Origin of the sequence: Nocardia harenae NBRC 108248 (genome assembly GCF_001612885.1) — a bacterium.
In the GTDB taxonomy this organism is placed as follows: domain Bacteria; phylum Actinomycetota; class Actinomycetes; order Mycobacteriales; family Mycobacteriaceae; genus Nocardia; species Nocardia harenae.
Map to the genome: position 1 here is coordinate 1,017,608 of NZ_BDBH01000004.1, position 22,511 is coordinate 1,040,118.

Consider the following 22,511-nt stretch of genomic DNA (forward strand, 5'->3'; position numbering starts at 1 on the left):
GGCGATTCAGTCCCTGACCAGCGGTGCGCCCGCGTCCCGCCAGGCCACGACGCCGCCGCGCAGGCTGCGGGCGTCGCGGTGCCCCAGCCGGGCGAGCAGGGCGGCGTAGCGGGCGGATTGCTCGCCGATGGGGCAGACCAGGAGCACCGGGCGGGTGGCGCCGAACGGCAGCCCGCCACGGGTGAGCTCGCCGAAGAGCTCGTCGACGATATTGATCGAGTCCGGGATGTGCCGGGCGGTGTAGGCGAAGGAGCCGCGCAGGTCGACCACGAGCGGACGCTCCGCCGCGATCCAGTCCCTGGCGGCGGCGACGTCGAGCTGGGGCACGGCGGCGAGCTCGGCATCGGTGACGGTGCCCACCGAATCGGCGCGCTCCGGCTGGTTGAACAGGTCGGGGCGGCGTTTGCGGATGTAGCTCATATAGCTCTCGACCCGATCGCACACGATGAAAACGGCGGTGCGGCGCTCGGTGAGCGTGGCGTCCAGCGCGGCCAGGTGCCGCAGCGCACCGGCGTAGGCGGCGCCGGAGGTGGGGCCGCCGAGAATGCCGCAGCGGCGGTTCAGCACCAGCATGCCCTCGATCGCCTCCTCGGCGCTGACCGCGTCGATGCCGTCGTAGTGCGCCGGGTCGAAGAGCCCGACCTCGTTGACCTCGTCGATATTGCGGATGCCGGGGATGAAGTCGCTCTTGGCCGCGACCAGCCCGAGCACCGAGACCGCCGGGTTCGCCTCGCGCAGCACCCCGGCCACCCCGGTCGAGGAGCCCGCGGTGCCCACGCAGGCGATGAAGATGTCGGGGCCGCGGCCGTCCAGGTCCTTGATGATCTCCGGTGCGGTGCCTGCCCGGTGCGCGTCGCGATTGCGCGGGTTGAAGTACTGGTCGGTGTGCAGGTAGCCGGCGCCGTCCTCGGAGAGCGAGCGGTACATGCGGGTCAGCGGATCCTCGGTGTCGGTGGGGTCCAGACACTCGGTGCGGCCGGGCAGCTCCTCGATCTGCGCGCCGAGCAGCAGCAACAGATCCTTGACCTCCGGCACCCGCATCCGATTGGTGACGCTCTTGAACGGCAGCCCGTGCATGGCCGCGATCACCGCCAGCGCCTTGGCGGTATTGCCGCTGGAGAGCTCCACCACCGCGGCCCCGCGCTCGACGGCACCGGGCAGCTCGTCGCGCACCATGTTCCAGGCGGGCCGGTCCTTCACCGAGCCGAAGGGATTGAGCATCTCCAGCTTGGCGTAGAGGTCGATGCGGGTCAGCCCGTGCACCTCCGGCGCGATCCGCACCAGCGGCGTGTCGCCGACGACATCGAGAATGCTCTCGAACTTCACGATCGGTCACCTTTCCCCGGCCAATACTGCTCATCCAGGCACCAGCCCCAGCCGCCCGCCGCGGCGTACACCGCCACCGTGCGGGCCTGCGGCTGCATCAGCGCGGGGCCCGCGGCGAAATCCATGAAGTAGCCCGCCGTGTTCACGAAGGCGAGCAGGTCGCCCGGCGCGGGCAGCTGCGGCAGCACGACCGCGCGCCGGGTGAGGAAGTCGTCCTCCAGGCACAGGTTGCCGCCGAGGTAGACCGCGGCCGGTGCACCCGGCTCGGGGCGGCGCGGCAGCAGCAGCGGATCCATCAGCACCGCATGGTCTTCGGTGCTGATGTCGCGGGAGTTGGCGGCGAGCCGGACCAGGGTGTCGCCGGTGTGCAGGGTGCGGACCTCGGCCACCGCGGCGAGGGTGAGCCCGCACTGGTCGGTGAGCGCGCGGCCGGGCTCGATGTGCAGGTCGTAGAGGTTCTCCAGCAGCAGCGTGGCCAGCGGTCTGCCCAGCGCCGCGGATTTGTGCGCGAGCAGCTCGGCGAGGTAGCCGGGGCCCGCGAGCCTGCGGTGCGCCGGGTAGAGGCCGAGCCCGCCGCGCAGCGTTCCGCCCTCCGCGCGCAGCCCGTAGCCGTGGTTCTGCCAGGTCAGCGGCGGACGTCTGCCGAGCACCGCGCGGCCGAGCTCGGTGGTGTAGCGCTCCCAGTCCTGGCGCGCGGCCAGGTAGTTCACGCCGAAGCCGCCGCCGATGTCGATGGCGGTCGGGGCGAAGCCGCGGTCCAGCGCCGCGCCCATCGCCACCAGGCAGCCCTCCAGCGCGAGCGCCTTCTCCTCGATGCCGGTGGTGTCCAGGTGGAAGGCGGTGCCGAGCAGCCGCAGCTCCGTGCGGTGCCGCTCCAGGACGTCGAGCACCGCGGGCAGTTCGCCCGCGTGCACGCCGAAGCGGCTCGGCCTGCTCAGGATGGGCACACCCGGCGAGTCGAAGCCGCCGAGCCGGATCATCACCCGCACCGGGTCGAGGCCGAAGCGGGCGACGAGCCCGGCCAGCGCGGTCAGCTCCTGCGTGGAGTCCGCGCCGACCACTGCGCCGACCCGGGCCGCGAGCCACAGGAACTCGGGGTCCTTGGGGCCGGTCGCCATGATCCGGTCGCCGGTGAACCCGGCCGCGAGCGCGTGCCGCAGCTCCCCCAGCGAGGCCACATCGATGCCGCAGCCGGTCGCCGCGAGCTCCCGGACCAGCGCGCTCGACCGATTCGCCTTGTGCGCGAAGTAGACCGTGCCGCTCAGCCGGTGCCGGTCGTAGACCGCGCCGAAGGCCGCGGCGTTCTCGGCCAGCCGCTGCGGGAGGACCAGGTTCAGCGGCGAGCCGAGTGCGTCGACCAGCTCGGCCAGCCGCGCCGGGGCGGCGAGCACCTCGGTCAGCAAACCATCGACCCGCGGTCTCAGGACCAGCTCCGCGTCCACGGCACCCCCTTCGAGCTCCCCCGTCGCACCACGATTCAGGTGCAAATGGTTGTCGTTCGTAACAACGATGTCTCGATTCGCCCCGACTCCGCAAGTGCTGGCGCAAACATCCAGCTCAGAGCTGCGTCAGATGCGGCTTCCGGCAACGGTTTCCAGGCTACGGCGGGTGGCAGCGCCGGCTCGGGCTATGCTCGGCCCTCCATGATCCAGCTGCTCGGCATCAACCACCTGACGCTCGCCACCCCCGAACTCGACCGCCTCGTCGCCTTCTACACCGGCGCGCTCGGCGCGCGCGAGACCTTCGCCCGGGCGGCCACCGGCTCCGCTCCGCGCATCGCCGTCCTCGATGTCGGCGGCGCGCGGGTCGTGGGCGCCGGGCGGCCGACGGGGCGGATCGAGACGCTGCCGACGCAGTGGACGATGACCGCCTACGACCCGGACGGGCGGGCCGTCGACATCCGCGCCCACCGGTGAGCGCTCAGCCGAGCGTTCAGCCGGCCGGAGCGCAGAGCTCGACGGTGGTGCCGGAGTCCAGGATGGTGAGGCGGGTGCGGGTGGTCAGCTCGCGCATGAGGGCGAGGCCGCGGCCGCGCGGCCGGTCGGCCCTCGACTCGCGGATCGTGGCACGCGGAATCCAGCGCCCGCTGTCGGTGACGGTGATCCGGACCTCGCCGCGCCGCACCTCGGCGACCAGCCGGATCGGGCTGCGGTCGCCGCGGTGGCCGTGCTCGACGGAGTTGGTGCACGCCTCCCCGGCGGCGAGCAGCAGGTCGTAGGCGCGATCCGGGTCCGCGACGGCACCGGCCAGCCAGCTGCGCAGCCGCCCGCGCACTCCGGGCAACTCCTCGGCGGCGGCCGGGAACTCGACCCGCAGCGCGGGCTGGTCTCCCTCGGATCCGGTCATGCACTCCTCCTCGTCGTTCGGGGGCGTACCCGCCCGCTCCCGAATCACACCTGCGCCCCGGCCGCCGGTGTGACGTCACCACCAGCGCCGATAGAGCCGCCTGGCACTGGGTAAGCCTGCGACAAATCGGTGCGGGGCGCGGGCGAAGGGCGAGGACGGCATGGGGCAGCAGTGGTCCGGATTCGAGATCGCGACCGACACGCGGGAGGCCGCCGTGGTGGTCACCGCCACCGGCGAGGTCGACATGGTCACCGCCGCACGGCTTCGGCAGGCCCTGGACGAGGCGCAGCACCCGGCCGGGCTCCCGACCGTGCTCGACCTCTCGCGCATCGAATTCTTCGACTCCTCCGGGCTGGAGGTGCTGGTCGACGTGCATCACCGGGCCCGGCTGCGGGTCGTCGCCTCGCCGGCGGTGCGCCGCCCGCTCGGCGTCACCGGCCTGGACCGGGTGCTCGAGGTCTACGACGACCTGGCGGCGGCGCTCGCCGGATAGCGCGGTCGCGCACAGCCGATCTCGCGGCTGTGCCGTCGGGCCGGGGTTCACGGTCGAGCGGACCGAGCCCTGATGGAGACGGCGCGGGCGCGGGGCAGCCCGCGCGGCTGCGGGGACGGTGCCCGCGGTGATGGGTTCCGGCTCATCGACGCCGTCCCGCGCACCGATCAGACGTCGGCCGGATGCCGGTGGCCCCGGCGCCAGGCCGAGGGCGAGCAGCCGAAGGCATCGCGGAAGCGGTGGCTGAAGTGGGTGGGGTGGGCGAACCCGTGCCTGCGCGCGACCTCGGCGATGCTCAGGTGCGGCTGGGTGCGCAGGGTGATGCGGGCGCGTTCCAGCCTGCGGGCGGTGATGTACCCGGCCAGCGGGCCGTTCCCGGCGGGCCAGATCTTGTAGAGCTGGCGTGCGGAGATGCAGTGCGCGGCGGCGATCCGCTCCGCGCACAGCCCGGGTTCGTCCAGATGGTCGGCGATGTACCGCTCGACGGCCGCAATCGGAGTGCGCTCCGGCAGCTCCCCCCGCGCGGCATCGGCGGCGCTGATCAGCAGCGAGCGGATCAGGGCGATGGTGGAGGGACCGAGGGTGGGCAGCAGTGCGGGCGCCTCGGCCGCCACCGCGCCCAGCTGCTGCAGGTGGTTGCGCACCAGCGGGTAGAGCGCGAGGCCGGGGTGCAGGTGGTCGAGACCCCGGTGCACCGTCTCGATGGAGAGGGTGAGCCGGGCGTGGCCGATGTGCACGAGAACGGCCGAGCCACTGCCGTGGCCGCGGAAGTCGAAGGGCCCGGACTGGTCGAGCGCGATCAGCGTCGGCCGGGAGGGGTCGGCGGGGACGGCGATGCCGCGAGCGGTCAGCGCCCACTCCCCCGGGGTCAGCACGGCGACCGAGACGATCCGGGCCGACGGGTCGGTGCGGTGCTCGCGCGCGGAGCTGGCGGCCAGCCCGGCGTAGCGCAGCCGGGTGAGCCAGGCGCCGTCGCCGAGCGGGTGGTGCTCGGCGCTGGTCTCGCCGCGGCCGCGGTGCGTGCCGGTGACGGTGACGCGCGCGGCCAGCCCGGGGCAGCCGCGGCCGGGCTCAGGCGGGGGCGGCACGCTCGGCCGCTTCCAACCGGGCCAGGTCGCGCCGGGTGCGCGGGGGCGGCCCGTAGTGCGCGCGGAAGCGGCGGCCGGAGTACGAGAGAGCGCCCAGACCCGAGCGCCCGGCGCTGTTCCCGGTCGCCACGGCCGCGGTCTCCGGGCGGGCAGGCTCGCGGTGGGGGCCTCCCGGCCGCGCGGTGATGATCCGCTGCTCGATGCTGAACCCGGCCGCGCGGCACACCCGGGCCGCCGCCTGGATGGCGGTCTCGGCGGCGTCCTCCCGGTCCCGGCGGGGCGGGCTCGCGTGCTGGTGGACGACGGCCATGTCACCCCCGCCCGGTGCGGCGGGCCGGGCAGAGCAGCGCGTCCGCGAGCGCGATGGTCGCGGTGCCGAGCGCCTCCCCCGCGGCTCGCGAGACCTCGCCCGCCCTGGCGATGTTCAGCCGCGCGATGTGGCCGCGGGCCAGGTCGTAGAGCGGGCTGGCGTGCAGCGCGCGAGCGGCGCGGGCCAGCTCGGCGCGCGGGATCTCCAGCGCGGCGACCGGGATCCGGACGCAGCGCGAGCTGCCGCCGCCGGACCAGCGGAAGGTGTAGGGGGCGTCCAGGTCGGCGAGCAGCAGCTCGCCGGGGAACACCACGTGCGCGAACCCGAACTGCTCGAACCGGCCGATGCCGCGCTCCTGCACGGCGAGGCCGAGCCTGCCGGTGGGGCCGTGCGAGATGTCGCGCGGCGAGCGGGCCAGCCGGATCTCCGAGACCGCGGTGCGGATCATGCTCACGCTGCCGAAGCTCCACGCCTCCACGCAGACCGGGGTGGCGCCGGAGGTGTCGAAGTCGATGGCCGAGACCGGGCTGTTGCGGCGGAAGACGCCGCGGGCGGTCGCGGGCTCGGCCGAGCGGTCGCAGCGGGTGCCGCCGACGATCACAGCCATGCGTCTCTCCTGGTGCAGCGGGTTCACATACCGTACGCCCGGTTGTGGCGCCCCGCCCGGCGTTGGCACGCTGGGTACGGAGCCGTGCGGGCAGCCGTCAGGGCGGCGGCTCGGCGGCGAGCCTGCGCCAGGCGCCGGGAGTCAGCCCGTACAGCTCCCGGAAGCGGCGGCCGAAGTGCGAGGGGTTGGTGAAGCCCCAGCGCCGGGCGATCACCGCCACCGGGAGCCCGCGCAGCTCGGGCCGGGCCAGCTCGGCCCGCGCGCCGTCCAGCCGGTGCGTGGTGATCCACTGCTCCAGCCCGAACTCGGCGGCGGCGCAGAGCCGGAGAAGGGTGCGCACCGAGATGTCGTGCGCGCGGGCGATGGTCGCGGGGCTCAGCTCGGGGTCGGCGAGGTGCCTGCGGATGTACCCGCGGATCCGCGGCAGCAGGGCGTCGTGCATGGCAGCGCGGCCGTACTCGGCGCCGTAGGCCGAGGCGAGCAGCGCGCGGGTCAGGTCGACGGAGGCGTCGCTGAGCGTGTCGGCGGCGCTGCCGCCCACCCGATCACCGGCGGCGACCAGATCCCGGATGTGCGCGCTCATGAGGCCGTAGAGCGGGCTGGCCGGGAGCCGGGCGGCCGCGGCGACCACCACGTCCCTCGGCATCCCGATCTCGGCGATGGGCAGGTAGAGCGCCTGCGAGCTGCCGCGCTCGGACCAGTGGAACTCGTAGGGCTCGTTCATGTCGACCACCATGAGCTCGCCCGGCGACACCGTGTGCTGGACGCCGAACTGCTCGTGGTGGCCGATATCGCGGTGCTGGCGCGCGATGGTGAGCACCTCGGACGGGCCGTCGCGCACCTGCCTGCGGCTCCGGTTCAGGAACAGCCCGGTGAGGTGGGACTGGAAGATGCTGGTGCGGCCGAAATCCCAGGTCTCCAGGATGGAATCGGCCGCGCAGGCGTCGGTGAGCCGGACCGTGGTCGGCCAGATCTGGTCCAGGAACGCCGAGTGCGTGGCGTCGGCGCGGTCACCACGGGGTAGCTCGGCGGAGTGGAAGACGACGGCCATCCCCGCTCACCAGCTCTTCTCATTGTTCATGCCGGATCTCCCACCATTGCCGCACACCGATGCCGTAGCTGTCGAGGAAAGCACGATTCAGCGCGTCGTACCCGGTGAAGCCTGCGCGCAGCGCGCTCGCCTCGTCCGGCGGCGCCGCGGCGAGGCGGAGCGCCTCGCGCGCGGCGCGCAGCCGTTCGGCCGCGATCCAGCGCTCGAGGTCGACGCCGTTGCCCGCGGCCCAGCCGCGCAGCGCGGCTACCGGCAGGCCGTGGGCGGCGGCGATCCGCTCGGCCGAGAGCGCCGGGTCGCCCAGGTTCGCGCGGAGGTAGCCGCGGATCCGGGGCAGCGTGACCCGGTCGCCGGGGCCGGGGCCGGGTGACACCGGCGGTCCGGGCCGCCGGTCAGCGTTCCGCGGGGGTGCGGGCGTGCTCCAGCGCCCAGTTCAGGGCGTAGTCGGCGACCTCCTCCCAGCTGCGTGGGGTGACCCACAGCCCGTGGACCAGGACGACGGTATCGGGTGCCATGACGGTTCTCCTGTTTCAGGCGGTGCGGAGGAAGGCGAGCAGATCCTTGTTCAGCTCGTCCCGGTGGGTGTCGGTGATGCCGTGCGGCGCACCGGGGTACACGGTCAGCGCGGCGCCGCGGATGCGGGCGGCCGACGCCTTGCCGCCGACCTCGAACGGCACCACCTGGTCGTCGTCGCCGTGGATCACGAGCGTCGGGACGTCGATGGCGTCCAGGTCGGGGCGGAAGTCGGTGGCGGAGAAGGCGGCGATGGATTCGTAGGCATTGCGCGCACCCGCCTGCAGCCCCTGCCGCCAGAAGGCGTCGCGCATGCCCTGCGAGGGGTGCTGCCCCGGGCGGTTGTTGCCGAAGAAGGGGCCGTCGGCGAGGTCGCGGTAGGTCTGCGAGCGGTCGGCCAGCGAATTGGCGCGAATGCCGTCGAAGACCGCGATCGGCACCCCGCCGGGGTTGTCCTCGGTGCGCAGCATGAACGGCGGCACCGCGGCGACCAGCACCAGCTGCGCCACCCTGGCGCTGCCGTGCCTGCCGAGGTAGCGGGCGACTTCGCCGCCGCCGGTGGAGAAGCCGATCAGCGTCAGCTCGGTGAGATCCAGGTGTTCGATGAGCCCGGCCAGGTCGTCGGCGTAGGTGTCCATCTCGTTGCCGTCCCAGCTCTGCGTGGAGCGGCCGTGCGTGCGGCGGTCGTGCGCGATGACCCGGTAGCCGTGCTCGGCCAGGAACAGCTGCTGGCCCTCCCAGCTGTCGGCGTTCAGCGGCCAGCCGTGGCTCAGCACGACCGGGCGGCCGCGGCCCCAGTCCTTGTAGTAGATCTCGGTGCCGTCGGCGGTGGTGTGGATCGGCATGGTGCGCCCTCGCGGTCCGGTGGTGGCGCTCAGCCCTGACCCGGCCGAAGGTAGGGCGGCGCGGGCGCCGCGAGCTGCGTGTGCGCGCACGGTTCTGTACCCAGCGAGCAGGTGCGCTGTCGGAACAGCGGTGTGCACGCACAGCCAGATTCCGGCCGGGAGGGCGTCCTACGTTGAGCGCGACCGAACCGCACGAAAGGGACGAAGCCATGTCCGAACCGAGCTCCACCCGCCTACGGCGCCTCGCCGCCGCCGTCGCCGTCTCCGCCGCCGTGCTCGGCCTCGCCGCCGCCCCCGCGGCCGCCCAGCCGGGCGCGACGCCGACCGTGGTGCTGGTGCACGGCGCCTTCGCCGACTCCTCCGGCTGGCGCGACGTCGCCGCGCAGCTGAGCGCGCAGGGCTACCCGGTGCGCACCTTCGACAACCCGCTGCGCGGCCCGGCGCACGACTCCGCGGCGCTGGAGCGCGCGCTGGCCGGGATCGCGGGGCCGATCGTGCTGGTCGGGCACTCCTACGGCGGGGCGGTGATCACCAATGCCGACGACCCGGACGTGGTCGCCAATGTCTACATCGCCGCCTTCGCCCCGGCGCAGGGCGAGTTCGTGCAGGGGCTGCTGAACCCGATCATCTATCCGGGCAGCCGCCTGCTGCCGCCCGCGCTGCAGCTGGGCGTGGTCGCCGACGCCACCGGGCCCGGCGGCAGCAACCTGGACGGGTACATCGCCGAGCCGTACTTCCACGAGGTCTTCGCGCAGGACGTCGACGCCGCCACCGCGGCGGAGATGTTCGACCACCAGAAGTCGGCCGCGCTGACCGCCAATCTGGAGCCCTCGGGCGCGCCGTCCTGGAGCTCGGTGCCGAGCTGGTACCTGGTGTCGCAGCAGGATCGGGTGATTCCGCCCGCGCTGCAGCGCTTCATGGCGTCGCGGGCCGCGCCGGGGACCACCACCGAGGTCGATGCCGCGCACGCCTCGCTGGTCTCCCGGCCGGATGTGGTGACCGGGGTGGTGGTCGCGGCGGCCCGCGCGACCCGGCGCTGAGCGCTAGCCTCCCGCGGGCCTGTGCCGCGGCGTGGTGGTGAGGTAGCTGCCGACCCGCTGCACCGTCAGGTTCATCTCGTAGGCGACGGTGCCCAGGTTCGCGGTGTCGGTGGCCTGCAGCGCCAGGCAGGCATTCGGGCCGGCCGCGGTCACGAAGAGCACCGCGCGGTCCAGCTCGATCATGGCCTGCCGCACGCCGCCGCCCTCGAAGCGCGCGCCCGCGCTGCGGGCCAGGCCGTAGAGCGTGGACGACATGGCGGCGAAGTGCTCGGCGTCCTCCTGGCCGAGCGCGTTCGAGCGGCCGAGCAGCAGGCCGTCGGTGGAGAGCACCACCACGTACCTGACCCCGGCGAGCCGCTCGACCAGGTCGTCCAGGATCCAGTTCAGGTCACCGGGGTCGGGTGCGGTCATCTCAGCTCTCCTTGCCATCGGCCTGCTCGGCGGTGAGCCGCGGCCGCTCCGCCGGGCCCGGGCGGGGGGCGGCGGCGCCCCGCGGGCGCGGGTCGAAGCCGGCATGCCGGTGGCGCTCGGGCGGCACCGGGCGGCCCCCACCGCCGGCGGAGTCGGACTCGGATCCAGCGCGATGGCCGACCCTGGTTCGGACACCGAGTCTCATTGTGAACATCGCCACAAACTACTGAAGCCCGGCCGGGCAATTCGATTCTGTCCCGCTGACCGGGATCGCCATTGACTCCCTCCGGCCGGAATCACCGTGCGAGAATAACACTCTCCATATTTGAGAGCAACGTATTGACCCCGGCTCACCAGCGGTGCTAAGCAAGTGCACAGCACTCGAGGACGTCGAGGCTCGGCACCGAAGGGGACTCGCCATGACACTGCAGTCGGTTCTGGACGAAATTCGCGAGCGCCCGGGATCGGGCGACGTCATTCCGATCATCGATCCCTCGACCGAGGAGCAGATCACCGAGTTCACCGACTGTGGCCCGGACGCGGTGAACGAGGCGGTGGCGCGCGGCAAGGCCGCCTTCGAGGCCGGGGTGTGGCACGAGCAGCCCGCCCGCGAGCGCGCCAAGGTGCTGTGGAAGATCGCCGACCTGATGGACGCGCACGCGCAGGAGTTCGCCGAGCTGGACTCGCTGAACACCGGCATGCCGCTGGCCCAGGCCCAGATGATCCTGCCGACCAGCGCGGAGTTCTTCCGCTACTACGCGGGCTGGTGCACCAAGACCAACGGCAGCGCCTACGAGGTGCAGATGGCAGGCGGGGTCTCCGGCAATTACGCCACCATGCACGCGTACACGCTCAAGGAGCCGCACAGCGTGGTCGGGCTGATCTTCCCGTGGAACGGGCCGATCTTCAACGCCTGCGCCAAGATCGCGCCCGCGCTCGCCGCCGGGTGCAGCAGCGTGGTGAAACCGGCCGAGGAGACGCCGCTCTCGGCGCTGCTGCTGGATCGGATCATCCGCGAGGCGGGCGTGCCGGACGGCGTGGTGAACCTGCTGACCGGCTACGGCCACACCGCGGGCGCCGCGCTCACCGCGCACCCGGACGTGGAGAAGATCGCCTTCACCGGCTCCACCGAGGTCGGCAAGAAGATCGTGGAGGCCTCGACCGGCAACCTGAAGAAGGTCATGCTCGAGCTCGGCGGCAAGTCACCGGTGCTGATCTTCGACGACGCCGACCTGGACATGGCGATCTTCATGGCCGCCATGGGCATCTTCGTGCACTCCGGCCAGGGCTGCGTCTGCGGCTCCCGGATCTTCGTGCAGCGCGGGGTCTACGACCGCGTGGTGGAGGGGCTCGCGACCGTCGCGAACAACTTCAAGCTCGGCAGCCCCGCGGAGGAGGGCTGCATGAGCGGCCCGCTGATCAGCGCCAAGCAGCTGAAGCGGGTCATGGGCTACATCGACGAGGGCAAGTCCGACGGCGTCGAGGTGGTCACCGGCGGGTACCGGCTGGACCGCCCCGGCTACTTCGTGCACCCGACCGTGCTGGCCGGGGTCGACCCGGCCACCAGCAGGCTCTACCAGGAGGAGATCTTCGGCCCGGTGGTCACGGTGCTGCCCTTCGACACCGAGGAGGAGGCCGCGGCGCTCGCCAACGACACCACCTACGGCCTGGCCGCCACCGCCTGGACCACCAACCTCAGCCGCGGCCACCGCATCGCCAAGAAGCTCCAGGCGGGCACGGTCACGCTGAACAGCCAGCTGAACTTCGACCACAACGTGCCCTTCGGCGGGTACAAGCAGTCCGGCTGGGGCCACGAGTTCGGCCGCGAGGGCATCGAGGCGTACCTCAAGACGAAGTCGGTCTGGGCTCAGCTCTGACCGTCGGGGACGACGGTGCCGCGCAGGCCGCCGATCAGGCGCCCCGGCCGGTGCGCTGCTGCAGCTCGTCGATGAGCTGCGAGGCCTGCGCCTTGGTCAGCTCCTCCGGGACGTCCTCGCCCGCCTCCTGGGCGAGGGTGTGCAGATAAGACTCCTGCGGACCGGTCATCGGCTCGTCCCCGGTGGTCCACTCCTCGGGGTCCTTCTCCGGCGTCGGCTGCACCATGGATGGCTCCTCCCATTCGTCAGAACGTGTGTTCGATTCCGGCGTTACCCCGATCGCCGCCGGTCAATCCCGGGGGGCGTACATGATCACCGCCACCCCGGCGAGGCAGAGCAGCGCACCGGTGACGTCCCAGCGATCCGGGCGGAAGCCGTCCAGCGCCATGGCCCACAGCAGCGAGCCCGCCACGAAGACCCCGCCGTAGGCGGCCAGGATGCGGCCGAACTCGGCCTCCGGCTGGAGGGTGGCCACGAAGCCGTAGCATCCGAGCGCGATCACCCCCGCGCCGATCCAGATCCAGCCGCGATGCTCGCGCACCCCCTGCCAGACCAGCCAGGCCCCGCCGATCTCGGCCAGCGCGGCCACGGCGAAGAGCAGGATCGAGCGCAGCACGGTCATCCCGCGCGACCCAGGGGCGCGGCCAGGGCGAACCCGGCGGTGGCGGCGAGCAGGGTGACGGCGAGCCCGCCGAAGGCGTAGGCGAAGGCCGCGCGATAGCGGCGGTCCTGGACGAGCCGGACCGTCTCGACGCTCGCGGTGCTGAAGGTGGTGTAGCCGCCGCAGAAGCCGGCGCCGAGCACCAGCTCGAGCTGCGAGGCGGCGTGCCGGTGCAGCACCAGGCCGGTGAGGATGCCGAGCAGCAGCGAGCCGGTGGCATTGACGACGAGCGTGGCCACCGGGAAGTTCGGCGCCCAGCGGCGCTTGATCGCGGCGTCGACGGCGAAGCGGGTCATGGCTCCGGCGCTGCCTGCCAGCGCGACCAGGAGCGCGGTCACCGCGCGGCCCCGCGGCGGTGCAGCAGCGCGCCGAGCGCGATCCCGGCGGTGCTCGCGAGCCCGCCCGCGAGCACGGTCCCGACGGCGTACGCGGCGGCGGTCCCGGGGTGGCCGGCGCGGAGCAGCAGGTCGGTGTCGACGGCGAGCGTGCTGTAGGTGGTGAAGGCGCCGAGGAACCCGGTGCCGACGGTGAGCCGCACCCGCTGCCGTGCTCCGGTGTCCGGCCCCATCCGCACCAGCGCCTCCAGCAGCAGCCCGAGCAGGAACGCGCCGGTGACATTGACGGCGAAGGTGGCGCCGGGCCAGCCGCCCGCCCGGTGCGGGAACCAGACCCCGAGGCGGTAGCGCAGTGCGGCGCCCGCGAGCCCGCCGGCACCGACCAGCAGCAGCGAGCGCAGCGGGACCAGCGGCGTCGGCATGCGGCCGGACTCCTTCCACCCGGTGCGAAAGCAGTGCGGCGAGCCTAGCCGACCGCGGCCCCGAAGATCATCCACGCCGGTGCACCCCTAGGAATCATGCAGAATATTCAGTAACTTATTACCCGTCGAATGGAGCCGGACCGGCTCTGAATAGGACCGATCGGGCACCACGGACATGACCGCACTACGAATCACCGATAACAGAACGCTCGCGCGCACCTGCGCGGAGTGCGCGCGGGCGCTGCTCGACGGCCACGACGAGCCCGGCGCCATCGCCCGGCTCGAGCTGCTCGCCGTGCACGGTGCCCGCGACGAGCTGCCGCTCGACACCATCCAGCACGCCGTCCACGCATCGATGACCGCGGCGCTCGATCGCGCGGCCGACCGGAGCGAGCCGGAGCTGGCCGCCCGGCTGCGCCGGGTGGTCGAGGTGCTCGACCTGATGGTCACCACCGTGGCCACCGGCTACCTGCGCGAGCTCCGGATCCTGATCGCCGAGCGGCGGCACGCGGTGCGCGCCCTGACCGCGGCGCTGCTCGCGGGCACGCTCGACGCCGCCCCGCCCGGCCTGCCGATCGCCCCGCGCTACCTGGTGCTCGCGCTCGCCGCCGACCTCGACGACGACGGCGAGCCGGGGCAGCGGCCGCACCGGGTCCGGGCGGTGCTCACCGGTCGCTGCGGCGAGGACGTGCTCGCGCTGCTCGACGACACCGGCGGCATCGTGCTGCTCCCCGCGGATCGCCACGGCAGAAGTGAGCTGCGCGCCCTGGTCGGCGAGCTGGCCGAGGCCGCCGGGGTCACGTTGCTCGCGACGGTGGAATCGGCGCCGGTGCCGCGCATCCCGGCTGCCGCGCAGCGGGTGCGGCGGCTGCTCGGCACGCTGACGGCGCTGCGCTACCCGAGCGGGCTCTACCTCTTCGAGGACATGGCGCTGGAGTACCAGCTGACGCTGCCCGGCCCGGCCCGCGACCGGCTCGCCGCCGTGTTGCGCCCGCTCGAGGAGCAGCCGGACCTGCTGACCACGCTGCGCGCGCACCTGCGCAACGAGCTGCGCCGCCGCCGCACCGCCCGCGAGCTGCGCATCCACCCCAACACCCTGGACCTGCGGATCAAGCGGATCACCCGGCTCACCGGTTACGACCTGACCACCGTCGACGGCGCCTGGACGCTGCGCTCGGCGCTCATCGCGCACGCGCATCACGCCGTCGCGGGGTAGCGCAGGCTCCGGGCCGCCCAACCGCGCCGGCGGGGTGCCAGTCGACCCCGGCCGCCGCGCCGCCGTGCGGCCTGCCGGTGGGCATTCCCCGGTAGCCGGGCAAAAGGGGGCGCGGACGGGGTAGCGTCAGGGCGATCGGCGAAGCCGTTCCCGATTCCAGGGGCGGCGCCCGCCGCTTCCGGCCTCGGGTGACGGCACCCGGATTCTCGCCGGGACGAGTCGAGGAGCAGCATTGCCCGCGTCCAACACCACCGCGACCGACCACGAGGAAACCAGGACTTTCGCGCACGTGCGCGCCGCCGAGAAGGCGGCCGACGAGCAGCGGGCCGCGCTCGCGGCCAAGACGGTGGCCGAGTACTCCCGCGATGCCGCCGAGTGCAGCGCACTGCTCGACATGCTCGGGCTCGACGTGGCCGACCTGCGCTGAGCCGCCCGGCTACTCCGGCAGGACGGCCCCGGTGGTCATGAAGACGGTGCGGCGCCCGACCTCGACGGTGTGGTCGGCGAAGCGCTCGTAGTAGCGGCCGAGCAGCGCCAGGTCCACCGCGGTCGGCGCCCCGTCGTAGAACTCCGGGCCGAGCACCGCGTTGAGCAGGTCGCGGTGCAGCCCGTCCATGACGTCGTCCTCGGCGTCCAGCCCGGCCGCGCCATCGGCGTCACCGGTGGCGAGTACCCGGGCCGCGTCGCCCGCCATGTGCACCGCGGCCGCGCCCATCCGGGTGACGGTGTCGCGCAGCGAGTCCGGGATCACCGGGTCGGGGTGGCGGCGGCGCACCAGCTCGGCGATGTGCGCGCAGAGCCCGCCCATCCTGGCCAGGTTGCCGGAGAGCTGCAGCGCGGTCACCACCCGGCGCAGCTCCGAGGCGACCGGGGCCTGCAGCGCGAGCAGCATGACCGCGGACTCCTCGCACTCCTCGCCCATGGTGGCGACCCGGGCGCAGAGGTCGATCGCCCGCTCGGCCTGTTCGATATCGGCGTTCAGCAGGGCGTCGGTCGCCATGGCGACGGCATCGCGGTCCCCCAGGCACATCTGCTCGAGCATCACGGCGAGCTGTTCGAGCTCCTGGTGGAAGCGGGTTCGCATCTCCCCATACAACCACCGGGTCAGCCGTCGTGGGGCGTGAGGAGGTAACCCCTCGGGTCCGGTGACGGTGGAGGTGCGGCCGAAGGGTGCACCGCACCCCGCCGAGGCTCACCGGCGTGGCGGTGCTCCGGCCCCGGCCCGACGGCTCAGCCGATCGGCAGCCGCTCGCCGCGGCGCAGCGCGTCGACCACCGCCACCAGCTCGTCGACGCCGCGTGCGGCGGCGATCTCGCCCGCCAGCCCGGCGGCGGCGGTCCGGTAGCGCGGCTCGCCGAGCACCGTCCGGACCGCGCGCCGCAGCGCGGCCGGGGTGGGCCGCCCGGTGCGCAGGTCGATGCCGGTGCCGGACCAGGCGACCCGGGCGGCGACCTCCGGCTTGTCCTCGGTCGCGCCCGCCACCACGAGCGGGACGCCGTGCGCCAGCGCGTACTGCACGCCGCCGTAGCCGCCGTTGGTGACGAAGACGGCGAGCAGGGGGAAGAGCCGGTCGTACGGAAGATATTCGGCGGCACGGACATTGCCCGGCAGCGCGCCCAGCTCGGCGATCGGCCGGCCGCCGGTGGTGACGACGACCAGCGCGTCCTCGCCCGCGAGCGCGTCGATGGTGGGGCGGATCAGCTCGGTGCTGTCGGTATTGGCGATGGTGCCCTGGGTGACGAGCACGACCGGGCGGCCGGTGCCGAGCTCGTCCCACCACGGCGGCAGCTCGCCGCCCGCGGTGCCGGGGAGGATGGGGCCCGCGAAGCGGATCGGCACCCCGGCGTCGGGGCGCGGGTACTCGAAGCCGGGCACCGAGAGCTGCACCACGGCGTCGAGGGTGCGCTGCAGGTCGAAGAGGAAGGCGCCGGCCGGGCGGCCGTGCACCGCGCGGAACAGGGCGTCCAGGTCGGCCTGGACCGGCGCGAACATCAGCCGCCGCACCACGGCGTGCAGCACGGCATTGCGGGGGCGGTTCAGCGGTCCGCGCAGCGGCGCCCTGGCCAGCCCGAACGGCGCCACCGCGGCGGAGGAGAGGGTCAGCGGCACCACCCCGGCGGAGACGACCGGGGGCCGGTGCTCGCGGTCGTGCGCGGCCAGCAGTGCGGCGCCGATGAAGGTCGGGTCGGCGATCACCACGTCCGGCGGGGCCGAGCTCGCCACCGCGCGGGCGTGCAGCGCGTCGTACTGGGCGCGGGCGGGCCGCAGGAAGGTGTCGGTGATGTCCCGGCGCAGCCCGGCGATGCCGCCGGGGCCGGGCTCCCGCTCGGCGAGCAGCCGGTCGTCGTAGTCGGCCTCGGCGGGCAGCGGGAGGAACTCGGCGCCGGTCGCGGCGACCGCGTCGGCGAAGCGGCGGCCGGTCAGGAAGGTCACCCGGTCGCCACGCCCGGCCAGGTCGGCGGCGATCGCGAGCAGCGGGGTCACGTGGCCGTGGATGGGGACGCTGGCGAGCAGGTGGTGCGGCATGGGCTTCCTCCGGAGCGGGCGGGGCGGCTGTCGGAGGAATATGGCGCGCGAACCCGCGCGCGTTTCACCCCGCGATCGGCGCGGTTCGGGCGGGGCGCAACGGCACGCCGCCGACGACGACCCGGCCGCCGGGGCGCGCAGTCGGGTGGCCGCGGGTGGCCGGGCCGGTGCGGCGGAACCCCGGCTCGTAGGGTGGCCGGATGATCGTCGTCGATGCCGCGAACGTGGTCGGGGCGAGGGCCGACGGCTGGTGGCGGGACCGGGCAGGCGCCGCGCGCAGGCTGCTCGCCGAACTCGCCGCCGCCGCGCTGCCGGAGGAGGTGGTCGTGGTGCTGGAGGGCGCCGCGAAGGCCGCGCTCGACGGCACCGAGTACGCCGGGGTGCGGGTGGTGGCCGCGCCCGGCGCCGGCGACGACACCATCGTCGAGGTGGCCGCGGCGGGCACCGACGTCACCGTCGTGACGGCGGACCGGGAACTGCGGCGCCGGGTCGAGGCGGTGGGGGCGCGGACCGAAGGGCCGCGGGCACTGCTCGACCGGCTCGGCTGACCGGCAGCGGCAGGAGCGGCGTCGCCGCCGCGCCCGGCGGGGACGACCGTTCGTCGTCAGCGGGCGAGCGCGTCCCGGAAGAGCGGCCACGAATTGTGCAGATCCTGCTCCCAGTAGGCCCAGGAGTGGGTGCCCGCGGGCCGGAAGTCGAAGGTCGCGGGGATGTTCAGCTCCGCCAGGCGATCACGGAGCTGGTGGGTGCACTGGTCGGTGACCGCCTCCAGCACGCCGCCGACCGTCATCCGGTCCAGCAGCTCGGCCGGGGTGTCGCGCGCCGGGTCGACGGTGTCCAACTGGCCGGGCAGGCCGGTGCCGGTGGTGATGTAGAGCAGCGTGCCGCGCAGTTCCTCCGCGTGCAGGTAGGCATCGTTGGCGGTCCACGCCGGGTCGTCGAAGGGGCCCCACATGTTCGCCGGGTCGCCGCCCCAGCGTCCGACCACCGCGGCCACCGCCGCCTGCCCGCGCGGGTCCGAGATCCGCACGCAGCCGCTGTAGGAGCCCACCGCCCGGTAGAGCCCCGGCCTGGCCACCGCGAGCTGCAGCGCCGAGGTGGCGGCCATGGAGATCCCGGCGACGGCATTGGCGCCGGTGCCGTGGAAGGCGGCGTCCACGATGGGCGGCAGCTCGCGGGTGAGGAAGGTGGTCCAGCGCTGCCTGCCGAGCAGCGGGTCGTCGGTGCGCCAGTCGGCGTAGTAGCTGCCCGCGCCGCCGTTCGGGATCACCACCGTGACCTGCTCGCCGGCCAGGAAGTCGAGCACGTCGGTCTGCTCGATCCAGCTGCTGCCCAGGTCGCCGCCGCTGGAGCCGTTCAGCAGGTACAGCACCGGCGCGGGTGCGGCCGGATTCTTCGCCGGGAGCACGGTGAGCGCGATGTCCGCGCGCATCGCCGCCGAGTACACGCTGACCTCCAGCGCCCGGCTCGCCGTTCGATTCGTCGCCACCAGCCGCGACCCGGCCTCGATCACACCGGGGCCGTCCGGTGCCGGCGCCGGGGCGGGCGCGGCGGAGACCGGCGTGGCCAGCACGGCGGCAGCGACCAACGGCAGGGCGAGCGCGCCCGAGCGCCGCGTTCTCCGCGCACCGGGAACGGCCACGAGGCACCTCCCGTGCATCACCGAACAGTTGTGTGGCCGAACGCTAGGACGTGTTCTCCGTTTCCGGCAAGTCCGTTCGCGGGGTTTGGGACCGGTGCTGAAACGCCGCGGCGCGCACTGGTAGCTGTCACAACGGCGTCTCACCGGTTCAGCGCCGCCCGGAAGAGCGGCCACGAGTTGTGCAGGTCCTGCTCCCAGTACTTCCAGGAGTGCGTGCCGGTGGGGCGGAAGTCGAAGGTGGCGGGGATGTCGAGCTGCCGCAGGCGGTCCTGGAGCTGGTGCGTGCAGCGCGCGGTGATGGCCTCCAGCGCGCCGCCGAGGGTGATCTGGTCGGCGAGCTTGCCCGGGTTGCCGTCGAGCTCCTCCACGGTGTCGAAGCGACCGGGCGCGCCGGTGCCCGCGCTGACGTAGAGCGCCACCCCGCGCAGCTTCTCGGCCTGCAGGTAGGCGTCGTTGGCCGCCCAGGCGGGATCGGTGAAGGGGCCCCACATATTGGCCGGGTTGCCCCGCCAGCGCGCGACGACGGCGGCGACCATGGCCTGGCCCACCGGGTCGGAGGTGCGCACGCAGCCGCTGTAGGAGCCGATGGCCCGGTACCGGCCGGGCGCGGCGACGGCGAGCTGGAAGACCGAGGCGGCGGCCATGGAGATCCCGGCGACGGCGGCGGCGCCGGTTCCGTGGAACTCCCCGTCGATGAGCGCGGGCAGCTCGGCGGTGAGGAAGGTGGCCCAGCGCTGCCTGCCGAGCGCGGGGTCGTCGGCCCGCCAGTCGGTGAAGTAGCTGCCCTCGCCGCCGTCGGGGACCACCACCGTCACCTGTTCGCGGGCGAAGAAGCCGGCCAGGTCGGCGTGGTCGATCCAGCTGCTGCCGTCGATGCCACCTGCGGCGCCGTTGAGCAGGTAGAGCACCGGGGCGGGGGCATCGGGGTCGCGGGCAGGGAAGACGGTGAGCCCCATGTCCGCGCGCATGGCGGCGGAGTACACGGCGACCCGCTGCGTCCGGCCCGCGCCCGGGGTCACGGTCAGCAGCCGGCTTTCGGCGGGCGCGGGGGGCGGCGCCGGCTCGGCAGGCACCGGGGCGGCGAGCGCCACGGCCGCCAGCAGCGGGAGCCAGAGGCAGCCGAAGCGCCGCAGGGCGCGGCGAGGGTCGAACACGGGACACCTCCGAGCTGGGGGAATACCGCGACGCTAGAGCCGATTCGGCACCGGAGACAGCGGTATCCGCGGTTCTTGGGATCCGCGGGCATCGATCCCCCGGTAGCTCTGGTATCGGTCACAGAATTGCGCCGGACCATCGATCCGCGCCGCCCCGTGATGTTCACTCGACCGACTGCCGCGATTCCGCGCGGCGCGACTGGGCGGAGCGCCGCATGATCGAGCAGACCTCCGTGCGCGACCGGCTCGCCCGCGCGCTCCCCGCCCCGATCACCGGCTACCGGGGCAGCGACCCGCTGCCCGCCTTCGCGTCCGGCTGGGTGGCGGTGATCGCGCTCGGCACCCTCGCGCTCCTGCTGCTGCGCGCCGGGCGCTACGACTGGTACGGCGACGAGCTGTACTTCCTCGCCGCCGGGCACCGGCCCGCGGTGAGCTACGTCGACCAGGGGCCGGTGCTGCCGCTGCTCGCCTACGCCATGGACGCCGTCGCCCCCGGGTCGCGCACGGTGTTCCGGCTGCCCGCCATCCTCTGCGCGGTGGCGACGGTGGTGCTGACGGCGGTGTGCGCCAGGGAGTTCGGCGGTGACCGGCGGGCGCAGGTGTTCGCCGCGGTCGGCGCGGCGGGCGCCCCGTTCCTGATCTTCCAGTCCGCCGCGCTCTCCACCTACGCCGTCGACTCCCTGCTGGTGGGGCTGCTGCTCTGGCTGCTGGTGCGCTGGGTGCGCACCGGGCGGGACGGGCTGCTGGTCGGCGTCGCGCTCACCGCCGCACTGGCGTTCCAGGTGAAGCCGCTGGTCCCGGTTCTGCTCGCCGGAGTCGTCGCGGGCGTGCTCGCCTTCGGGCCGCGCGCGCTGCTCGGCAGGCCCGCGCTGTGGGCGGCGGGCGGGGTCGCGGCGCTCACCGCGCTGCCCGCGGTGCTGTGGCAGGCCGCGCACGGCTGGCCGCAGCTCGCCATGGGCGCGGTGATCCGCGGCGAGCAGCAGGCGGTGGCGGGCGGCATCGTGCAGCTCCCGGTGCACGTCGTCACGCTCACCGGACCGCTCGGCACCGCGCTCGGCCTGGCCGGGCTCTGGGCTCTGGTGCGCACGCCGGAGCTGCGCGACTACCGATTCCTGGCCGCGGCCGCCGCGCTGCTCGCCGCCTTCGTCGCGCTGGCAGGCGGGCGCCCCTACTACCTGGCCGGGCTCTTCCCGGTGGTGTTCGGGGTCGGCGCGGTGGCGGTGGTGCACAGCAGGGCGCTGCTGCGGCTCGGCGCCGCCGCGCTCGGCGCCATCTCGCTGACGCTCACCGTGGTGCTGCTCTTCGCGCTGCCGGTGTCCGCCGTCCGGGAACCCGCACACACCCAGCGGGAGATGTCCGATCGGCTGCGATTCACCGGGACAACCGGCTGGGCCGAGTTCACCGCCACCACCGAGCGGGCTTATGCGCGAGTGCCCGCAGGCACCCCGATCGTCACCGAGAACTACTGGCAGGCAGCCGGATTGGAAGCACTCACCGAGCTGCCCGCGGTACACAGCCCGAACCGCGGCTACGCCACCTTCGGGCCGCCGCCCGAGACCGCGCGAACCGTCCTCTACATCCTCACCGGCGCACCGGACCCCACCTGGCGCGCCCGCTTCCCCGACGCCACCGCGGTGGCGACCGCGGATTCCCCGCTCGGCTTCCCCGGCCTCTCCGCCGGGGTCACGATCTGGCGCTGCGACCGACCGGCCGACGGCTGGGCCGCGGCCTGGCGCACCCTGGCCGATCCGCAGTTCGACGCGGGCTGGTAGCGACCGGCGCGGATCCCGCCGTTCGGCCGCGCGGCGCCACGGTCACCGGCATCTGCCCGCTCGGCCCGTCACCTCTCGGGTTCCCGGGCTTCGGCCGCTCGGGCGATATCGGCGAGATCCCGCGTGAGCATGGTCCGGGTGATCCGCCGGCCCAGTGCCGAGGTGAGTACGCCCAGGACCCGGGTCAAGGCCGACGGATTCGTGTAGTCGCCCGCGAATGCCACCGTGACGTTCGTGCCGGTAGGGATGGGTGTCAGGGTGAAGGTGGTGGCGTAGGAGATCCCGTTGCTGTCGCTGCGGACCACCGTGCGCCGCGGTGCGTCGACTTCGGCGACCCACATGACCTCGGTGGATTCGTTCTTCATGACGGTGCGGGTCTCGCGCCACCGGGTGCCCACCCGGTAGCCGTCATCGGAGAGCCGCTCGATGCGGGTGACACCGGAGAGCACCTGCTCGGCGCCGTCGAGGTCGGTGAGCACCGCCCACACCGCCTGGGGGCCGGCTGCGACCTCCCGCGACACGGTCATATCGAACGCGTTCACCGGTGCCTCCTTCGATGTGAGTCGTGTCGGACTCTAGGCGATCGGAGTGCGCACTGGTCATGACCCGGCCGACCACACCGCGCCGAGGTGGCCGGGGCGCCCGCACCTGCCCGGTCTGCGCGGGGGCGGGGCAGCTCGCCATCGCGGAGCAGCGCGGCGCGGGCGCGGTACCCGGCGCTGGACCGCCCCGCGGCGGGCTGAGCCGCCCGCGCGGACCGCGCTCGCTCACGGGCACCCGGTCGGAGCAGGACCATCGCGATCGGGCCCGGTGCGATCGACAGCACCGATCGGTCGCCGATCCGCCCTCCGCTCCGGGTACGGTGCCGGTGAGACG

Annotated in this window: 29 protein-coding genes; 8 read left to right on the forward strand and 21 right to left on the reverse strand. The window is 73.8% G+C overall.

Annotated features, from left to right (window positions below):
* Nucleotides 1-6 precede the first annotated feature (6 nt).
* Both NH2_RS10810 and NH2_RS10815 read right to left on the reverse strand, forming a co-directional pair.
* Nucleotides 7-1,326: a pyridoxal-phosphate dependent enzyme gene (locus tag NH2_RS10810; protein ID WP_067652053.1), complete on the reverse strand. Its 1,320-nt coding sequence runs from the start codon at nucleotides 1,324-1,326 to the stop codon at nucleotides 7-9.
* Nucleotides 1,323-2,768, reverse strand: coding sequence for a type III PLP-dependent enzyme domain-containing protein (locus NH2_RS10815; protein WP_067652056.1), 1,446 nt, complete (start codon nucleotides 2,766-2,768; stop codon nucleotides 1,323-1,325). The genes NH2_RS10810 and NH2_RS10815 overlap by 4 nt, the downstream gene beginning before the upstream one ends.
* Before the next feature lie 201 nt (nucleotides 2,769-2,969).
* Between NH2_RS10815 and NH2_RS10820 the strand changes: the two genes are divergently transcribed.
* Nucleotides 2,970-3,242, forward strand: coding sequence for a VOC family protein (locus tag NH2_RS10820; protein WP_067652059.1), 273 nt, complete (start codon nucleotides 2,970-2,972; stop codon nucleotides 3,240-3,242).
* A 16-nt stretch (nucleotides 3,243-3,258) separates the two neighbouring features.
* On the opposite strand, the gene NH2_RS10825 is transcribed toward NH2_RS10820, so the two are convergent.
* Nucleotides 3,259-3,672, reverse strand: coding sequence for an ATP-binding protein (locus NH2_RS10825; RefSeq protein ID WP_067652062.1), 414 nt, complete (start codon nucleotides 3,670-3,672; stop codon nucleotides 3,259-3,261).
* 160 nt (nucleotides 3,673-3,832) lie between these two features.
* Between NH2_RS10825 and NH2_RS10830 the strand changes: the two genes are divergently transcribed.
* The gene (locus NH2_RS10830; RefSeq protein WP_067652065.1) at nucleotides 3,833-4,165 is read left to right on the forward strand and encodes an STAS domain-containing protein; all 333 of its coding nucleotides are present in this window, start codon (nucleotides 3,833-3,835) and stop codon (nucleotides 4,163-4,165) included.
* 167 nt (nucleotides 4,166-4,332) lie between these two features.
* Here NH2_RS10830 and NH2_RS10835 read toward each other — a convergent pair whose 3' ends face one another.
* The 7 genes from NH2_RS10835 to NH2_RS10860 form a co-directional block, all read right to left on the reverse strand.
* Nucleotides 4,333-5,253: an AraC family transcriptional regulator gene (locus tag NH2_RS10835; protein WP_067652068.1), complete on the reverse strand. Its 921-nt coding sequence runs from the start codon at nucleotides 5,251-5,253 to the stop codon at nucleotides 4,333-4,335.
* Nucleotides 5,237-5,563 (reverse strand): hypothetical protein, encoded by a 327-nt coding sequence (locus NH2_RS29195; protein ID WP_067652071.1) that lies wholly within the window; start codon nucleotides 5,561-5,563, stop codon nucleotides 5,237-5,239. Before NH2_RS29195 ends, NH2_RS10835 begins: the two co-directional genes overlap by 17 nt.
* Nucleotide 5,564: 1 nt before the next feature.
* Nucleotides 5,565-6,170: an AraC-like ligand-binding domain-containing protein gene (locus tag NH2_RS10845; RefSeq protein ID WP_067652074.1), complete on the reverse strand. Its 606-nt coding sequence runs from the start codon at nucleotides 6,168-6,170 to the stop codon at nucleotides 5,565-5,567.
* A gap of 97 nt (nucleotides 6,171-6,267) precedes the next feature.
* Complete coding sequence (locus NH2_RS10850) at nucleotides 6,268-7,221, reverse strand: helix-turn-helix domain-containing protein (RefSeq protein WP_067652078.1); 954 nt, start codon at nucleotides 7,219-7,221, stop codon at nucleotides 6,268-6,270.
* Between the two features lie 19 nt (nucleotides 7,222-7,240).
* Complete coding sequence (locus NH2_RS10855; protein ID WP_067652081.1) at nucleotides 7,241-7,594, reverse strand: hypothetical protein; 354 nt, start codon at nucleotides 7,592-7,594, stop codon at nucleotides 7,241-7,243.
* A 19-nt stretch (nucleotides 7,595-7,613) separates the two neighbouring features.
* Nucleotides 7,614-7,736, reverse strand: coding sequence for a hypothetical protein (locus tag NH2_RS30155; protein WP_281202020.1), 123 nt, complete (start codon nucleotides 7,734-7,736; stop codon nucleotides 7,614-7,616).
* Between the two features lie 15 nt (nucleotides 7,737-7,751).
* Nucleotides 7,752-8,579: an alpha/beta fold hydrolase gene (locus tag NH2_RS10860; protein WP_067652084.1), complete on the reverse strand. Its 828-nt coding sequence runs from the start codon at nucleotides 8,577-8,579 to the stop codon at nucleotides 7,752-7,754.
* Between the two features lie 209 nt (nucleotides 8,580-8,788).
* On the opposite strand from NH2_RS10860, the gene NH2_RS10865 reads away from it, so the two are divergent.
* Complete coding sequence (locus tag NH2_RS10865; protein ID WP_067652086.1) at nucleotides 8,789-9,619, forward strand: alpha/beta hydrolase; 831 nt, start codon at nucleotides 8,789-8,791, stop codon at nucleotides 9,617-9,619.
* A 3-nt stretch (nucleotides 9,620-9,622) separates the two neighbouring features.
* On the opposite strand, the gene NH2_RS10870 is transcribed toward NH2_RS10865, so the two are convergent.
* Nucleotides 9,623-10,030, reverse strand: coding sequence for a roadblock/LC7 domain-containing protein (locus NH2_RS10870; protein WP_067652089.1), 408 nt, complete (start codon nucleotides 10,028-10,030; stop codon nucleotides 9,623-9,625).
* Nucleotide 10,031: 1 nt separating this feature from the next.
* Nucleotides 10,032-10,157, reverse strand: coding sequence for a hypothetical protein (locus NH2_RS30160; protein ID WP_281202021.1), 126 nt, complete (start codon nucleotides 10,155-10,157; stop codon nucleotides 10,032-10,034).
* Nucleotides 10,158-10,449: 292 nt separating this feature from the next.
* Between NH2_RS30160 and NH2_RS10875 the strand changes: the two genes are divergently transcribed.
* Nucleotides 10,450-11,907 carry an aldehyde dehydrogenase family protein gene (locus tag NH2_RS10875; protein WP_067652092.1) on the forward strand — a complete coding sequence of 486 codons (1,458 nt, stop codon included), beginning with the start codon at nucleotides 10,450-10,452 and terminating at the stop codon, nucleotides 11,905-11,907.
* 34 nt (nucleotides 11,908-11,941) lie between these two features.
* Here the strand turns inward: NH2_RS10875 and NH2_RS10880 are convergent, their stop codons facing one another.
* The 4 genes from NH2_RS10880 to NH2_RS10895 all read right to left on the reverse strand — a co-directional run bounded on the left by NH2_RS10880 (nucleotide 11,942) and on the right by NH2_RS10895 (nucleotide 13,325).
* Nucleotides 11,942-12,133 carry a DUF3072 domain-containing protein gene (locus NH2_RS10880; RefSeq protein ID WP_067652095.1) on the reverse strand — a complete coding sequence of 64 codons (192 nt, stop codon included), beginning with the start codon at nucleotides 12,131-12,133 and terminating at the stop codon, nucleotides 11,942-11,944.
* A gap of 63 nt (nucleotides 12,134-12,196) precedes the next feature.
* Complete coding sequence (locus tag NH2_RS10885; protein WP_067652098.1) at nucleotides 12,197-12,529, reverse strand: YnfA family protein; 333 nt, start codon at nucleotides 12,527-12,529, stop codon at nucleotides 12,197-12,199.
* Nucleotides 12,526-12,906 (reverse strand): fluoride efflux transporter CrcB, encoded by a 381-nt coding sequence (gene crcB, locus NH2_RS10890; RefSeq protein WP_067652101.1) that lies wholly within the window; start codon nucleotides 12,904-12,906, stop codon nucleotides 12,526-12,528. Before crcB ends, NH2_RS10885 begins: the two co-directional genes overlap by 4 nt.
* On the reverse strand, nucleotides 12,903-13,325 hold the full coding sequence (locus tag NH2_RS10895; RefSeq protein WP_067652104.1) for a fluoride efflux transporter FluC: 423 nt from the start codon (nucleotides 13,323-13,325) through the stop codon (nucleotides 12,903-12,905). Before NH2_RS10895 ends, crcB begins: the two co-directional genes overlap by 4 nt.
* A 175-nt stretch (nucleotides 13,326-13,500) precedes the next feature.
* Here NH2_RS10895 and NH2_RS10900 point away from each other — a divergent pair, with 175 nt between their 5' ends.
* Together NH2_RS10900 and NH2_RS10905 are read left to right on the forward strand one after the other, a co-directional pair.
* Nucleotides 13,501-14,541, forward strand: coding sequence for a PucR family transcriptional regulator (locus NH2_RS10900; protein WP_067652108.1), 1,041 nt, complete (start codon nucleotides 13,501-13,503; stop codon nucleotides 14,539-14,541).
* Between the two features lie 232 nt (nucleotides 14,542-14,773).
* Nucleotides 14,774-14,968: a hypothetical protein gene (locus NH2_RS10905; protein ID WP_067652111.1), complete on the forward strand. Its 195-nt coding sequence runs from the start codon at nucleotides 14,774-14,776 to the stop codon at nucleotides 14,966-14,968.
* A gap of 9 nt (nucleotides 14,969-14,977) precedes the next feature.
* Here the strand turns inward: NH2_RS10905 and NH2_RS10910 are convergent, their stop codons facing one another.
* A complete protein-coding gene (locus tag NH2_RS10910; RefSeq protein ID WP_067652114.1) occupies nucleotides 14,978-15,625 on the reverse strand; it encodes a phosphate signaling complex PhoU family protein in 648 nt (215 codons plus the stop codon).
* A gap of 146 nt (nucleotides 15,626-15,771) precedes the next feature.
* Nucleotides 15,772-17,067 (reverse strand): glycosyltransferase, encoded by a 1,296-nt coding sequence (locus tag NH2_RS10915; protein ID WP_067652117.1) that lies wholly within the window; start codon nucleotides 17,065-17,067, stop codon nucleotides 15,772-15,774.
* A 200-nt stretch (nucleotides 17,068-17,267) separates the two neighbouring features.
* Between NH2_RS10915 and NH2_RS10920 the strand changes: the two genes are divergently transcribed.
* Nucleotides 17,268-17,615, forward strand: coding sequence for a PIN domain-containing protein (locus NH2_RS10920; RefSeq protein WP_067652120.1), 348 nt, complete (start codon nucleotides 17,268-17,270; stop codon nucleotides 17,613-17,615).
* A 56-nt stretch (nucleotides 17,616-17,671) separates the two neighbouring features.
* Here NH2_RS10920 and NH2_RS10925 read toward each other — a convergent pair whose 3' ends face one another.
* Nucleotides 17,672-18,709: an alpha/beta hydrolase gene (locus NH2_RS10925; RefSeq protein ID WP_245650504.1), complete on the reverse strand. Its 1,038-nt coding sequence runs from the start codon at nucleotides 18,707-18,709 to the stop codon at nucleotides 17,672-17,674.
* 140 nt (nucleotides 18,710-18,849) lie between these two features.
* Nucleotides 18,850-19,863 (reverse strand): alpha/beta hydrolase, encoded by a 1,014-nt coding sequence (locus NH2_RS10930; protein WP_245650505.1) that lies wholly within the window; start codon nucleotides 19,861-19,863, stop codon nucleotides 18,850-18,852.
* 215 nt (nucleotides 19,864-20,078) lie between these two features.
* Between NH2_RS10930 and NH2_RS10935 the strand changes: the two genes are divergently transcribed.
* Entirely contained in the window at nucleotides 20,079-21,635 is a 1,557-nt protein-coding gene (locus NH2_RS10935) for a glycosyltransferase family 39 protein (protein ID WP_067652123.1), read from the forward strand.
* A gap of 68 nt (nucleotides 21,636-21,703) precedes the next feature.
* Here the strand turns inward: NH2_RS10935 and NH2_RS10940 are convergent, their stop codons facing one another.
* Nucleotides 21,704-22,177, reverse strand: coding sequence for an SRPBCC family protein (locus NH2_RS10940; RefSeq protein WP_245650506.1), 474 nt, complete (start codon nucleotides 22,175-22,177; stop codon nucleotides 21,704-21,706).
* Nucleotides 22,178-22,511: the final 334 nt, after the last annotated feature.